Below are 12,844 nucleotides of genomic sequence, written 5' to 3' on the forward strand. Positions count from 1 at the left end.
GGGCTGTCTGACCGAACACATCCAACCTGCCGGACGGGGAGCCGTCAGGCTCCAGGCGTCGACTCATGATCAGGGCCCACCGCCCGTTCGAGCTCCGATTCGTTCTCTGAACTTGCGCCTGAGTGTTGATCGAGTCAGGAGCTTCCTTGGTCGCGGTTGAGTTCGTGATAGACACGAAAATCGAAGAAACGCAGACCGCCGTTCACTGCTCCAGACTCGATTTCCCGCAGGGTCCAGGGGTGGGCGGGGCTCGAACCTTGATTGTCAGGTAATACGTTGCTATCTGACAGACTCCTGGCCATGGCGAATGCGACCGAGTCGCGCGGCACTAGCGGACGGGTGCGCGTCGGAGTCCTCGGTTCCCTGGTGCTGGACACCGCTACCGGCCCGACGCGGGTCGGGGGCGCGCGGCTGCGGGTGTTGCTGGCCCGGCTGGCGCTGGACGCCGGGCGTGCCGTCCGGCCGGCGACCTTGGTCGAGGCACTGTGGGGCGAGGCGGCACCGGACGCACCCCTGCACGCGCTGCAGTCGCTGGTGTCCCGGTTGCGGCGCGTCCTGGGCGACCCAGGGCTGCTCACCTCGGGCCCGGCCGGGTACCGGCTGGCCGTCGAGCCGGACGCAGTCGACGCTGTCCGGTTCGAGCGGCTGGTCCGCGCGGGTCGGCGCTCCCACGCGGAGTCCCGGCCTGCCGAGGCTGCCGCCATCTTGCGCGAGGCCCTGAGCCTGTGGCGCGGCCCCGCCTTGGCGGACGTGCGGGAGGCGCCGTTCGCCGCCGCTGAGGCCGAACGGCTTGAGCTGGCCCGGTTGGCCGCCCTGGAGGACCGGGTCGAAGCCGAGCTCGCGCTGGGCGCCGACCTCGACCTGGTCTCCGAGCTCGAGTCGCTGACCGCCGCGCACCCGTTGCGCGAACGGCTGCACGCCCAGCTGATCCGAGCCCTGGCGCTGAACGGTCGCGGCGCCGAGGCGCTGGCCGCCTACCAGCGGATCCGCGGCCTGCTGGCGGACAGTTTCGGCAGCGATCCCGGGCCGCAGCTCCAGGAGGCCCACCTGGCGGTGTTGCGCGGTGAACTTCCCCGATCCCGGCGATCGCCCGGCAACCTGGACATCCCGCTCACCAGCTTCGTGGGCCGCGACGACGACGTTCGCCGCGTGGTCGAACTACTCGGTCGAGTTCGGCTGGTCACCCTGGTCGGTCCCGGAGGAGCGGGCAAAACCCGGCTGGCCAACACCATCGGCCGGCAGCTCACGCCGTCCGGCGGGGTGTGGTTCCTCCCGCTGGCCCCGGTCAGCGCGGACGATGTGCCCCGCGTGGTGCTCGACCTGTTGCGGGTGCGCGAAGAGGGCGCGCAGCCGCGGCCTGTCACCCCGGACGAGGTCGTGGAGCACCTGGTCGAGACACTCGCGGACGACGACCTGGTGCTGGTGCTGGACAACTGCGAGCACGTGATCGAGGCCGCCGCGGCGCTCGCCGGGTCCCTGCTCGGCCGGTGCCCAGGGCTGCGGGTGCTGGCTACCAGTCGGGAACCCCTGCGGATCGACGGTGAGACCTTGCACCCGGTGCTCCCGCTGGAGCTGCCAGAACCGGGGTCGACGGTCGAGCGGGCCCGTGCCTGCGCGGCGGTCCGGCTGTTCCACGACCGGGCCGCCGCGGTGCGGCCGGGCTTCACTCTGGAAGGCAGCGCGCTGACGGCGGCGGTGGAGATCTGTCTCCGCCTGGACGGCCTGCCGCTGGCGATCGAGCTGGCCGCGGCACGGTTGCGTGCCCTGCCGGTCGAGGTGGTCGCGGCACGGCTGGACGACCGCTTCCGGCTGCTCACCGGGGGCAGCCGCACCGCATTGCCGCGACACCGGACCTTGAGCGCGGCGGTGGCCTGGAGCTGGGACCTGCTCGACACCGACGAGCGAGCGCTGCTGGAACGGCTGGCAGTCGTGACCGGCACCTTCACCGAGGACGCGGCGGAGGCGATCGGCCGGTCGGGCGACGTCCGGGAGCTGCTGACGGCGTTGGCCGACAAGTCCCTGCTGCACCCGGTGGAGCCCGCCGACCCGCTCGAGCCGCGCTACCGCGTGCTGGAGACCATCCGGGAGTACGGCCTCGAGCAGCTGGCCCGGCGTGACGAAGTCGACGTCGTACGCGGGCGGCACGCCAGGTTCTTCCTTCGGCTGGCCGAGACCGCGGACCCGTACCTGCGCACGTCCGACCAACTGCGCTGGCTGGTCCGCCTGTCCGCAGAACGGGACAACCTGTCGGCCGCGATCCGCTGGGCGGCCGAGTCCGGCGACGCCGACCTGGCGGTCCGGTTCGGCGTCGCGCTGTGCTGGTTCTGGTTCCTGCGGGACCACCCGCCGGAGTCGCTGGACCTGCTCGGCCGGGTGCTCCAGGCTCGCGGCTCGACCGAGCCGCAGGCACGCGCGCTGGTGGTCGCCGCGCACGCGCTCGCCACCACTGAGGCCATCAGCCGACCGGACGAGTGTCGCGGAGGGTTTCCCGGACAAGGCGGCACGCCGGCTCGACCACCCGGCGGTGCACCTGACGCTGACCTGGCATACGCCGGTCGCGGCCTCGATCGCGGTCGTGGTCGCCGCGATCGGCCGGAGCGGGCGGGACGGCTGCTCGGGGTCGCCACCGTGCTGCGGGGCTGCGACGACCTCGGCTACGTCGACGTGCGGATGATCACACAGCGGACCACGGCTGCCCTGGGCGCTGACGGGTTCGCGGCCGCGCACGCCGCGGGTGCGGCGATGTCGCGGGCCGAGGCCGAAGGCCTGGTGTCCGCGGTCATCACCACACCCTCGGCCGGCCGCATCGGTCAGTCAGTGTGAGCCGCGGTCGGCACGGGCTTGCCGAACATCGTGCAGGTCACGGCGGTCTGGAGCGCGTGGGCGGCCTTGGCGATCTTCGGGTCGCCCTCGAACTCGGCCCAGAACTCCGTCGAGATGAGGACGGTCGCCGTGCGGCTGCCGGTGCGGTCAGTGAGGTTGGTGGTCAGGTAGCCGGGCATGCCGCCGTCGTGACCCCAGAACGTGCCGCACCGGGTGGAACCGGTCTGGATGCCCAGCCCGTAGCCGGGCCCGTCCGGCTGCCGTGAGTCCACCGGCACCGTGGTGCGCATCTGTGCCATCTGGGCGGTGGGCAGCAGCTTGCCGGACATCAACGCGGTGTAGAACCGGGACCAGTCCTGCGTGGTGGACACCACCGCCCCGGCCGCCCCTCCCCACCCGGGGTCGTTGTCGGAGACGTTCACGTGACCGTGGTGGCGCGGCCCGGCGAAGTGCCTGAACTCGGCCGGCACACTCGGTGGCATGCGGGCGGCATCCAGTTCGTAGCCGTGGGCCTGGGGGCCACGCCAGGTGGAGCCCGTGGCGTAGTAGGTGTGTTTGAGACGGAGTGGTCGGGCGATCCGGCCCCGGACCAGATCGGCCAGGCTCGCCCCGGTGACCCGCTCCAGGACGGCGCCGATGGCGGCGTAGCCGGTGTTGCTGTACGACCATTTCGTGCCCGGCGCGAACAGTGGATCGTGCTTCACCCCCACAGCGAGCAGCTTCGCCGAGGTCCACCGCCGCCGATCTTTGCCGAGAATCGACGGCCGGACCGCGGCGTCCTCGGTGTAGTCGAACAGGCCGCTGGTGTGGTTCAGCAGCATGCGCAACGTGATCGCCTTGCCGTTGGGCACCTTGCCCGGCAGCCACTTCTCCACCGGGTCAGCCAGGGCGAGCTTGCCCTCGGCGACCAGTTGCAGCACGAGCGTGGCCACCATGGTCTTGGTGTTGGACCCCATCCGGAACTCGTCCCCCACCTTGAGCAGGTGATCCCGTCTGGTCCAGGTTGCCTGCTCGGCGATCTCGACCGGCCGGCCGCGTCCGTCGTCGACCCGCACGATCACGCCGGGCGCCCCGGCCTCCACCAGCTTCCGCGCCAACTGCTGTAGCTGAGCGCGCTGCGCCTTGGTGCCGCTCCAGGTCGCGGACGGCGTGGCCGCGGCGGCAGCCGGGAACGCCGTGGCCACGGCCAGACTCACGGCCAGCGCGGAAGCTGTGAGCGTGCGCAGCCAACGTGGCCGCACCGAACGATCAGACGAAAAATCACGTTGGGACATTGACCCGTTCCTCAGGTTGATAGGTGACGCGAACGACCTCACCCTCCAACCCGCCGCTCACAAACCGCACACAGCACGCTGTCAGCCACCCGACCGGTATCGCCCTGACCCAGCACACCGTCGCCACCGCCGCAAGGGAGCTGCGGCCTGCCGGGCCCGATCCTGCGTACGCCGCTCACACTCCGCCCGCTCGGCCACGGACCGCAGACCCGGCGCGAGCGCCGTGACGCAGCTATCGGGGCTTCGAGCTGGGGTCACCTGGCCGGCTGAGTGCGCTAGATCGGCCAGCTCAGCGGACTCGGTCGTAGACCATGGCGATCTCCCCCAGCTCGCCGGTCTCCTGGTGTGTGAGCGTCCACTTCGACGCCGGCAGGCCGTCGTCGAACAGTCGCTGCCCACCCCCGGCGATCTCGGGGAAGATCATGAGATAAAGCCGGTCGAGCAGGTCTGCCGAGAGAAGCGCCTTGATGACGCTCGCGCTGCTGTTGACGAGGATGTCGCCCTTGCCGGTGGCCTTGAGTTCGGCGACGACGTCCGCGGCGGGGGCGTTCACCACGCGGATGCGTTCCCACGGCGCTTGGGTCAAGGTGGTTGAGAGGACCACCTTTTCCGTGTCGACCAGCCACTTCGCGTATCCGCGATCACGCGGATCGGCGTCCTCGTCTTCGGCGACCGACGGCCAGTACCCCATGAACCCCTCGGCGTTGAGCCGGCCGAGGAGCGCCGTCGTCGCGTCCTCCCAGATGCGGGTCATGTGGTCTCGCGCGACCTCGGTGGTTACATACGGGGCGAACGCCCCGAAATCGCCGGGCCCGCCGGGACCGTTGTAACGCCCGTCGAGGGTGAGGCTCAGGTTCGCGGTCACCCTGCGGCCGGTCGAGTCGGTCATTTCGTGCTCCTTGTGTCGGTGTCGTGCCCGGTGCTGTCGGTGCTGTCGGAATCCGCGACGAGGGTCGCCGCGAGCTTGTCGAGGCTCTGGCCGAAGCCGATCTCGATGCCTGCGATGAAGTCCGCGGAGTCGACTGTGCTGTCGGTGATCCGGAAGTGGACGTCGAGGTCTGTGCCGGTGTCGGTGGGCCGGAGGCCGAGGTCGAGGTGGGAGGTGAAGGCGAAGCCACCATCGGGAAGCAGCGGGGAGAGCCGGTAGGCGAGGCGCTCACCGGGGCGTACGTCGACGACGACTCCCTGCGCGCGCCCGGCGACCAGGTCGGAGCCGTCGGCGTCCTCGGCGTCGCGGTACTCGTGGACGATCCGCCCGCCCGGTCGCGCCTCGAAGACGAGCTCGGAGACCCGCAGGTCGTCCGGCGTCCACCATCGGGCGAGCAGGGAGGCCTCGGTCAGGTGGCGCCAGACCAGCTCGGGACGTCCTGTCATCGACCGGAGGAACCTGAATGAGCGGTCGTCGGCCCACCCCGGCTCCTTCGCGGCGAGCCGCTCTGTGTGGAGGCTGAGCCCGTAGCGATCGTAGGTCTCGCGCGGGCCACCGGCCTGGTCCGCGGTGTCGGCGAGCCGGCTGAGCGCAGCCGCCAGGTCCCGCAGGGGAGCGGGCCGGAGCGCGTAGATGCGGCGCTGGCCGGTGCGCTGGGAGACGACGACGCCGGCGCGCTCAAGGGCCTGCAGGTGCTTGGTCGTCTGCGGCTGGCGCGCCTCGGCGAGCTGGGCGAGGACACCGACCGAGCGCGGCCGCTCGGCCAACAGGCTCACGAGCCGCCAGCGGGCCGGGTCGGCCAGTGCGGTGAGGAGTGCGTCCATGGACGTTAGTATTCTTCACAGAGAATATTCGTGTCAAGGAATATCTATGAATTGGTGAGGCAGTGTCGGGATCGGGCAGGCCGGGTTCGGGTGGAAACTCTCCCATCCGTCACAGAAGTACTCGCCCAGGCCGCGACGACGGCCTCGCATGAGCCGCACTGCTCGTATGAGACTGCGCGAGCCGAGGAGATCCTGTCGCTGAACATCGAGGACCTGGATATCGAGCTCCGCCGCGCCCGCGTGGTCTCCAAGGGCGGCGCGATCGAGTATGTGCGCTGGCGGAGTACCTGTTCATGACAGCCTCCACCACGCTCGACCCGCACGCCGACGGAGGCCGTTCGAACTCCTCGGTTCGGGTCACGCCAACCCTTCCTTGAAGCCCTGCCGCCACGTCCCCGGCCAGCAGCCGGCACAGCCACCTGGGGATTCGCTCCCGCGCAGGCTGAGCCGGCCAGGTCGACCTACTCACCTGACCGCTACCAGGGCACCGGGCCGTCCTCGCTGAAGAACCCGCCGGTCGGTCCGTCCGCGCCGAGCGTGGCCAGGCGCACCAGGACCGCGGCGCCCTGCGCGGGGGTGAGGTGCCCGCTGTGGTTGTTGATTTCCGTGTCGACGAAGCCGGGGTCGGCGGCGTTGACCAGGATGCCGTCCTTCCGCAACTCATTGGCGTACTGCACGGTCAGCGCGTTGAGCGCGGTCTTGGAGGGCGTGTACGCGGCCGACGTCAGCAGACCCGCCAGCGGACCGTCCGGGTCGCTCGCAATGGTCAGCGACCCAGCGGCGCTGCTGACGTTGACGATGCGCGGCGCCGGCGAGCGCCGCAGCAGCGGGAGCACGGCATTGGTCACCGCGATCACCCCGAAGACGTTGGTCTCGAACACCGCCCGGACCATGTCCAGGTCGACGGAGCTTGGTACTTGATCGCGGGCGTCTTCGGGCGAGACCTGCCCGGAGCCAGTGATACCGGCGTTGTTGACCAGCACGTCAAGGTGGCCGAAGCGCTCCTCGACCCGCCTTGCGGCCTGCTGGATTATGGTCGGGTCGGTGACATCCAGGGTGACCGCGTGCGCGTCGTCGCCTGCTGCGCGCAGGGCCGCGGCGGCGTCCTCGCCGCGCCGCGGGTTTCTGGCGCCGATCAGGACCGTCATGCCCAGCGCGGCGAGCCGCTCGGCGGCCGCGCGGCCGATCCCCTTGTTCGCCCCGGTGATCAATGCCACTTGCTGGTGTGTGGTGTGCTCGTTCATGACCAAGCTCCTGTCCGAGCGAGTCCGTCTCGTGGAGTTGCGTGCCGCGCGGATCGTTCGCGCGGCGTCCTGACGAACATGAGATGCCGGCGACCCGATCCCTGTGACAGCGCGGCTAAGTGACGTGCGCCACCGACCGTGGATGTCACAAGGCGATAGGGACCGGCGTCTTGTGCGTGTGGCACAGTCGAGAGGCAACAGGCAGGAGCCGGCTATGAACGACCGCGGCGAGCGAACAACGGACACAGCAGAACCGCCCGCTCGTGGCGACCGCATGGACTGCGCCACCGAGGCGTTCGTCGCCCACCGCAACCTGCTGTTCACCGTCGCCTACGAGATGCTCGGCTCGGCCACCGACGCGGAGGACGTCCTGCAGGAGACCTGGTTGCGGTGGGCGGGCGTCGATCTCGACATCGTGCGGGATCAGCGTGCATACCTGGTCCGGATCACCACCCGGCAGGCGCTGAGCCGGCTGCGTACGCTCGGCCGGCGCAAGGAGTCCTACGTCGGCCCCTGGTTGCCCGAGCCGCTGCTGACCGCGCCCGACGTGGCCGAGGACGTCGAGTTGGCCGACAGCGTCTCGATGGCGATGCTGCTGGTGCTGGAAACGCTCACGCCGACCGAGCGGGCGGTGTTCGTGCTGCGCGAGGTGTTCGATCTGGAGTACGACGAGATCGCGGAAGCCGTCGACAAGCGCCCGGCCGCGGTCCGCCAGATCGCCCACCGGGCACGAGTACACGTCGCCGCGCGCCGACCGCGCGGGGTCGTTTCTGCAGCCGAGACCCGCGGCGCGCTCGAGGCGTTCCAACGGGCGATCGAAACGGGCGATCTGCAACGCCTGCTCGACATGCTCGCGCCGGACGTCGTCTTCCTGGGTGACGGTGGCGGAGTCAAGCGGGCCGCGCTGTCGCCCATCGTAGGGGCCGACCGGGTGGCTCGCTTGCTGGCTGTCGGTATGCCCAGGATTGGCGGCGGGACGTCGGTCGAGCCGGTGCAGGTCAACGGCTACCCGGCGTTGGTCCTCCGGCTCAACGGCGAGATCGACACCCTCATGGCGGTGCGCATCGACGACGGCCTCTTCACCGGGCTCTACGCCGTACGCAATCCCGAGAAGCTGTCGCGAGTGGAGAGGGAGACCGCGCTGAGCCGCTGAGGCCGGAACGACCTAGGCGAACAGACCTCCGCCCAGGTCACCGCCAACGCAGATTCAGCCGCCCGCCACGAACCCCGCTCACCAGCGTGTCCCGACACGACCTGACCAGCCATCATCACCGCAGGTCAGTGGCGGGTTCGTTGGATTCTGGGGTGCAGAAACGTGTCATGAGCCCCAAATGGCGTTGATCTTGTTGTGACTTGCCTGGTCTCCACCGTCGACCGCAGGTTTGGTTGCGCGGTGGTCACCAGGCGACGGGGCCAAGGCGGTCGCGCGTCTATCGGGGCACCGTGGACGTTGCCTCGATCAGGATCTGGCTCCGCGACCCGTTCAGTGATCTACCGAGCTGGGCGCGTCAGCGAAACGGCGGGTGGCCACCAGCGCGGCCAGATCGGGCGCGAGCCGAAGTTCCGCCGTGTCCAGACCGGGGTGATCCAGCCAGTGCATCCGAGCCTGATCGACAGCGCCGTCAAACCACGGCGGCCAGTGCCGAGCCGGGGCCAGGTCGTCGATGACCACCATCCCCCCAGGCCTGAGCAGCCGGTGCGGATCGGCCGGTTGCTCACCGCGCTTGCCCTGCCCACCTCCATCGAGCACGAGCAGGTCATACGGCCCGTCCCGGTAAATCTCCCGCCAGTCACCTTGAATCACCGACACCTGTGGGTGACCGCAGAACACCTGAGCGGCCAGCGCCGCCCGATCAGCATCCAGTTCAACGCTGACCAACCGGGTCCCTAGCCGGGCGCCTGATGCCAGCCAGGCAAGCCCCACCCCACACCCGGTCCCGGTGCCTCGGCAACGTATAGCGCACCGGGGGGCTTGCGGCAAGACCCGGGTCGTGCTGCAGAATCCTCGGCCGAGGCCAGAACCTGCGGAAATGGGAGTAGCGAAGTGCGTGTGTTGTTGTCGACGACCGGGTCGCGCGGGGACGCGACGAAAGACCGCGCGGGGAGTGGCCAGTGATGGACGCCGACGTGATCATCGTGGGTGCCGGCCCGGCCGGCGCACGTACAGTGCTCCACACCCAAGCTCAGGTGGCACTGCGGCGCGGAGACGACCCAGCCGCCGAGGCGCTGCGGGAAGTCTTCCTGGAACTGTTCGCCGACGAGCAGCCATTGCGCCGCATAGGGGCCCTCATCGCCGGCACCGACATCCACTACCCGATACCCAACCCCAACCAACACGCCTTGACCGGCACCTTCGCACCCGACCTCACTCTGCACACCGACCAGGGCACAACGAGCGTCGCGGAACTCATGCACACTGCATGGCCCATCCTCCTCGACCTCGCCGACCGCCCGGACCTCCGCGAGACCGCCCGAGACTGGCAGCATCGCGTCGGCATCCACACCGCCAAGACCGAGCACCGACCAGCCGACGCCCCACTGATCCGCCCGGACGCCCAGATCGCCTGGGCCGCAACCATCGACGAACCTGCCGACACCGCCGCGCTCGCGCTGCGAGAAGCGCTCTCCGGCTGGTTCGGCACACCCCTGAAAACGACAGTGCCGATCATCGATCGGCTCTCCTGATCGGCCAACCGAACATCGCCAGGAGCGCATAGCAGTCGCCGCCGTTCGTGTAGTCCCCGCGCCCGCCCAGCCGGAGCCCCGGTAATCGGCATGACAGACGGATCGAGCAGCCGGTACGGCTCCCCCGGCCAACCGCTTGAGCGTCGGGGTGCCGTCCTTGGCGAAGGTCAGGTCTTCGTTGTCGGCGTAGCCGGCGTCCAGATGGTCAGCGGCCTGGCGGTGGCGCTCCTTCAACTCCGCAACGAACTCGCTCGCGGTCTGCGGCGATTTGGCGGATGGACTCAGGAGTTGCCGGCGCGTACGGCGGTCGCGGCAAGGGTCGTGTAGTTCATCGTGAAGCGTCCACCCAGGGAGTCGATGGCGCCCCCGACCGCGTCCAGTATCTCGGCCAGCTGATCGGGACGGAGTTGGGTGAGGCCGCCGGTGGTGGGTAGCAGGTCCAGCCATTGGTCGCGCGTGTAGGACTGCTCCCAGTCGAATCGCCACTGTTCTGGATCGTTGAACTGTTCGGTCTCGCGGATCTTGTCGGCGAACTTCGCGTATGCCGCCTGGTAGAGGTCGAGCGGACGTCGGGCCGGTTGGCCGTTGAGCGGGGAGTCGGGCGCCGCCCGCCGATAGGCAGCGGCGAACGGTTCGGCCACCTCGGCAGGCGGCTCGTACACGTGCCCGAAGATCGCCAGCCGTCCCCCTGGACGCAGCACACGTGCCGCCTTCACGGCGCCGGCGACCGGATCCACCCAGTGCCACGACTGGGCGGCGATGACCGCGTCAAACGTCCGGCCGACTGGCTGCCAGGCTTCGAAGGCCGCCACCTCGACCTGCAGGCCACGTGATCGCGCGAAGTCGGCCATCCGCGCATCGGGCTCGACGCCGAGCACGGCGCAGCCGGCGGCCTGGAACTGGCAGGCTGCGATGCCGGTACCGCAGCCGACGTCGAGCACGTCAGGCCCGGGGCTCCCGGCGACGATCCGCGCCACCAATGCATCGGGGTAGCCGGGCCGGGCTTGGTCGTAGCGTTGCGCGTCCACGCCGAACGACTCAGCCATCCGCCGGGCCTTGTGCGGCTCCGCTGGGGACGGTTCTGGCTGCTCTCGCGGTAGTATGGGCATGTGCCCACCTTAGTGGGCGTGCGCCCACTGGGCAATGGATGCCAGCGGGTTGACGCACGAAAGGATCTCTTAAGTGCCGACTGGGGTACACCTTCGCGACGCACGGCAGCAGCTATTCGACGCTGCCGAACGCGTGCTTCTGCGGGACGGGCCGAACGGGCTGACCAGCCGGGCCGTCACCGACGAGGCGGGCTGCGCCAAAGGTGTCCTGCACCGGCACTTCACCGACTTCGACGCCTTCCTCACCGACCTCGTGCTCGACCGGGCCGCGCAGCTCGAGACGCAGGCGAGTGCGCTGCGCGAGTCCGCCGGTACCGGCACGGTGGCCAACAACCTCACCAGCGCGCTGATCACCCTGTTCGGACCGATTCCCGTGGCAATCATCCCGCTCATCACCTTCCGGGACGAGCTGCGCGCACGGCTACGGCAAGCCAGACCCGGAGGCGGCATCGCGATCCTCGCCCAGGCCACGACCGCGATCTCGGCCTATCTGGCCGACGAGCGTGAACTGGGCCGCATCGCGGCCGACGCCGACGTCGACTCACTCACCCTCTCCCTGGTCGGTGGCGGGCATCTCCTGTTTGCAGACCGCGACCCCGGCCCGCCGGCCCCGGCAGTCGTCAACAAGCTCGTGACAGCGGTCATCGCCGACGCCGTGCAACGACGACGGCCTAGGGACCCCTGAGCGTCGGCAAACGATCGTTATCTTGAGCCGCCCGAAGGGTGTCCTTCACGTCCGGTAAGAGCGTTGAAGGGCCCGTGATCTGCCTGGCGGATGTGGTTACCTACCGCCGTCCATGAAGCAGATCCCTCGGAGTTGTGCGCCGGAGCCGGGCCGTCCCCGCAGGCGGCCGGCGACCGTGTTCGGCCTCGGGGAACATCGGTACAGCCGTTGGCGCTGAGATTGATCTTGTCGGCTACTCGGTCTCGGCCTCCTCCTCCCGAACGTGTCCCCGGCCGCCAAGTAGCGGCGCGGTTCTGTTTCGGAAGTGCCGAGCTGGGCTTTCACCCTTGCGTTGTGCGTGTTCTCGGAAGCCGTGGGCGTCTGGTCATGGCGACTTGTAACGGCCCACCTGGGCGGCTTGAGCTGGACATACTTTGGGGCTGGGAAGGCGTTCGGGAGGAGGACGCCGGCCCAAAGCGACGGGCGCGTGGCCGGGAGCCCCGGGTGGCTTGAAATAAAGTTCCTTACCGGGCAGTGCGACCTGGAAAACGTCGTCTACTGCGTTATCACGGCACCCTGCGTCGGACTCCGACCGGGTATTGCGCGATCAGTTGTAGTCCTGAACAAAGACTGATCGCGGCACGCGGGCTGGATGACGCCGACGACATCGCCTCCGTGATCCACGCCCGCCTCGCACGCGCCACCGTCCGGCCCGCAGGTTCCGGCCGTACTCGCAAACCAGCCCGACTCATCGCCGGCTTGATCCCGGATGCGGGCGGGCCGATGGCCGACGACATGCGCCACGCCCTGGACGAGCGCCGCGACCTCATCGAGACCCGCGCCGAAGCCGTGCTCACTGTCGCCCTCGCCGACAAGGACGCATGGACAGCCAAGCTCGGCCCAGCACCGAAGAAGGAGAAGCAGCGCGCGGCATGGCGACGAGCCGCCGCAGTCGTTGCCGCGTACCGTGACCGCTACCAGATCGCCGACGACCGTACCCCGCTCGGCCCCGAGCCCCAGAGCACCCGGCAGAAGATCGACGCCGCACGAGCCCGCGCCGCCCTCGGTCGCGCCCAGACCATCGCCAACGAGGACGGCAGGACGGCCGTCCCGACGGAACCGCCGCAACACGACCCGCGCCGGGCCTGTAGCCCACCGGCAGCATTCGCGCGACGCCGACGACTTCATCCGGCCTGCTGTGCAGTGTGTCGGTGACTGATTGCCCGGTACCTACTCGGCGTGACGCCGACGCTGCGCCGGAACTGCCGGGCCGCGAAATCGGGATCGCCCCAA

Annotated in this window: 12 protein-coding genes; 6 read left to right on the forward strand and 6 right to left on the reverse strand. The window is 69.6% G+C overall.

Annotated elements, in window-relative coordinates:
* Nucleotides 1-300: 300 nt before the first annotated feature.
* Entirely contained in the window at nucleotides 301-2,823 is a 2,523-nt protein-coding gene (locus ACOZ38_RS20675; protein WP_424532760.1) for a BTAD domain-containing putative transcriptional regulator, read from the forward strand.
* On the opposite strand, the gene ACOZ38_RS20680 is transcribed toward ACOZ38_RS20675, so the two are convergent.
* The 3 genes from ACOZ38_RS20680 to ACOZ38_RS20690 form a co-directional block, all read right to left on the reverse strand.
* Nucleotides 2,811-4,064 (reverse strand): serine hydrolase domain-containing protein, encoded by a 1,254-nt coding sequence (locus tag ACOZ38_RS20680; protein ID WP_424532762.1) that lies wholly within the window; start codon nucleotides 4,062-4,064, stop codon nucleotides 2,811-2,813. The two genes, ACOZ38_RS20675 and ACOZ38_RS20680, sit on opposite strands and share 13 nt — an antisense overlap.
* Nucleotides 4,065-4,386: 322 nt before the next feature.
* Entirely contained in the window at nucleotides 4,387-4,986 is a 600-nt protein-coding gene (locus ACOZ38_RS20685) for a dihydrofolate reductase family protein (protein WP_424532764.1), read from the reverse strand.
* Nucleotides 4,983-5,849, reverse strand: coding sequence for a metalloregulator ArsR/SmtB family transcription factor (locus ACOZ38_RS20690; RefSeq protein ID WP_424532765.1), 867 nt, complete (start codon nucleotides 5,847-5,849; stop codon nucleotides 4,983-4,985). The genes ACOZ38_RS20685 and ACOZ38_RS20690 overlap by 4 nt, the downstream gene beginning before the upstream one ends.
* 90 nt (nucleotides 5,850-5,939) lie before the next feature.
* Here ACOZ38_RS20690 and ACOZ38_RS20695 point away from each other — a divergent pair, with 90 nt between their 5' ends.
* Nucleotides 5,940-6,146 (forward strand): hypothetical protein, encoded by a 207-nt coding sequence (locus tag ACOZ38_RS20695; protein ID WP_424532767.1) that lies wholly within the window; start codon nucleotides 5,940-5,942, stop codon nucleotides 6,144-6,146.
* A 179-nt stretch (nucleotides 6,147-6,325) separates the two neighbouring features.
* Here ACOZ38_RS20695 and ACOZ38_RS20700 read toward each other — a convergent pair whose 3' ends face one another.
* Entirely contained in the window at nucleotides 6,326-7,093 is a 768-nt protein-coding gene (locus tag ACOZ38_RS20700) for an SDR family NAD(P)-dependent oxidoreductase (RefSeq protein ID WP_424532769.1), read from the reverse strand.
* A 214-nt stretch (nucleotides 7,094-7,307) separates the two neighbouring features.
* On the opposite strand from ACOZ38_RS20700, the gene ACOZ38_RS20705 reads away from it, so the two are divergent.
* The gene (locus ACOZ38_RS20705) at nucleotides 7,308-8,246 is read left to right on the forward strand and encodes an RNA polymerase sigma-70 factor (RefSeq protein ID WP_424532770.1); all 939 of its coding nucleotides are present in this window, start codon (nucleotides 7,308-7,310) and stop codon (nucleotides 8,244-8,246) included.
* Nucleotides 8,247-8,576: 330 nt separating this feature from the next.
* Here the strand turns inward: ACOZ38_RS20705 and ACOZ38_RS20710 are convergent, their stop codons facing one another.
* Nucleotides 8,577-9,074 (reverse strand): O-methyltransferase, encoded by a 498-nt coding sequence (locus ACOZ38_RS20710; RefSeq protein ID WP_424532772.1) that lies wholly within the window; start codon nucleotides 9,072-9,074, stop codon nucleotides 8,577-8,579.
* A 134-nt stretch (nucleotides 9,075-9,208) separates the two neighbouring features.
* Here ACOZ38_RS20710 and ACOZ38_RS20715 point away from each other — a divergent pair, with 134 nt between their 5' ends.
* Nucleotides 9,209-9,778: a hypothetical protein gene (locus ACOZ38_RS20715; RefSeq protein ID WP_424532773.1), complete on the forward strand. Its 570-nt coding sequence runs from the start codon at nucleotides 9,209-9,211 to the stop codon at nucleotides 9,776-9,778.
* Nucleotides 9,779-10,059: 281 nt separating this feature from the next.
* Here the strand turns inward: ACOZ38_RS20715 and ACOZ38_RS20720 are convergent, their stop codons facing one another.
* Nucleotides 10,060-10,824 carry a class I SAM-dependent methyltransferase gene (locus ACOZ38_RS20720; protein ID WP_424532774.1) on the reverse strand — a complete coding sequence of 255 codons (765 nt, stop codon included), beginning with the start codon at nucleotides 10,822-10,824 and terminating at the stop codon, nucleotides 10,060-10,062.
* A 136-nt stretch (nucleotides 10,825-10,960) separates the two neighbouring features.
* On the opposite strand from ACOZ38_RS20720, the gene ACOZ38_RS20725 reads away from it, so the two are divergent.
* Both ACOZ38_RS20725 and ACOZ38_RS20730 read left to right on the forward strand, forming a co-directional pair.
* Entirely contained in the window at nucleotides 10,961-11,572 is a 612-nt protein-coding gene (locus ACOZ38_RS20725) for a TetR/AcrR family transcriptional regulator (RefSeq protein ID WP_424532775.1), read from the forward strand.
* Between the two features lie 762 nt (nucleotides 11,573-12,334).
* The gene (locus ACOZ38_RS20730) at nucleotides 12,335-12,766 is read left to right on the forward strand and encodes a hypothetical protein (RefSeq protein WP_424532777.1); all 432 of its coding nucleotides are present in this window, start codon (nucleotides 12,335-12,337) and stop codon (nucleotides 12,764-12,766) included.
* Nucleotides 12,767-12,844: the final 78 nt, after the last annotated feature.

Source organism: Sphaerisporangium viridialbum (assembly GCF_049674955.1).
Classification (GTDB): domain Bacteria; phylum Actinomycetota; class Actinomycetes; order Streptosporangiales; family Streptosporangiaceae; genus Sphaerisporangium; species Sphaerisporangium viridialbum.

Excerpts from the sequence above, each read along its gene's own strand:
- ACOZ38_RS20675 (WP_424532760.1), top strand. The coding sequence starts at position 301 with ATGGCGAATGCGACCGAGTCGCGCGGCACTAGCGGACGGGTGCGCGTC.
- ACOZ38_RS20685 (WP_424532764.1), bottom strand. The coding sequence starts at position 4,986 with ATGACCGACTCGACCGGCCGCAGGGTGACCGCGAACCTGAGCCTCACC.
- ACOZ38_RS20690 (WP_424532765.1), bottom strand. The coding sequence starts at position 5,849 with ATGGACGCACTCCTCACCGCACTGGCCGACCCGGCCCGCTGGCGGCTC.
- ACOZ38_RS20700 (WP_424532769.1), bottom strand. The coding sequence starts at position 7,093 with ATGAACGAGCACACCACACACCAGCAAGTGGCATTGATCACCGGGGCG.
- ACOZ38_RS20705 (WP_424532770.1), top strand. The coding sequence starts at position 7,308 with ATGAACGACCGCGGCGAGCGAACAACGGACACAGCAGAACCGCCCGCT.
- ACOZ38_RS20715 (WP_424532773.1), top strand. The coding sequence starts at position 9,209 with ATGGACGCCGACGTGATCATCGTGGGTGCCGGCCCGGCCGGCGCACGT.
- ACOZ38_RS20720 (WP_424532774.1), bottom strand. The coding sequence starts at position 10,824 with ATGGCTGAGTCGTTCGGCGTGGACGCGCAACGCTACGACCAAGCCCGG.
- ACOZ38_RS20730 (WP_424532777.1), top strand. The coding sequence starts at position 12,335 with ATGGCCGACGACATGCGCCACGCCCTGGACGAGCGCCGCGACCTCATC.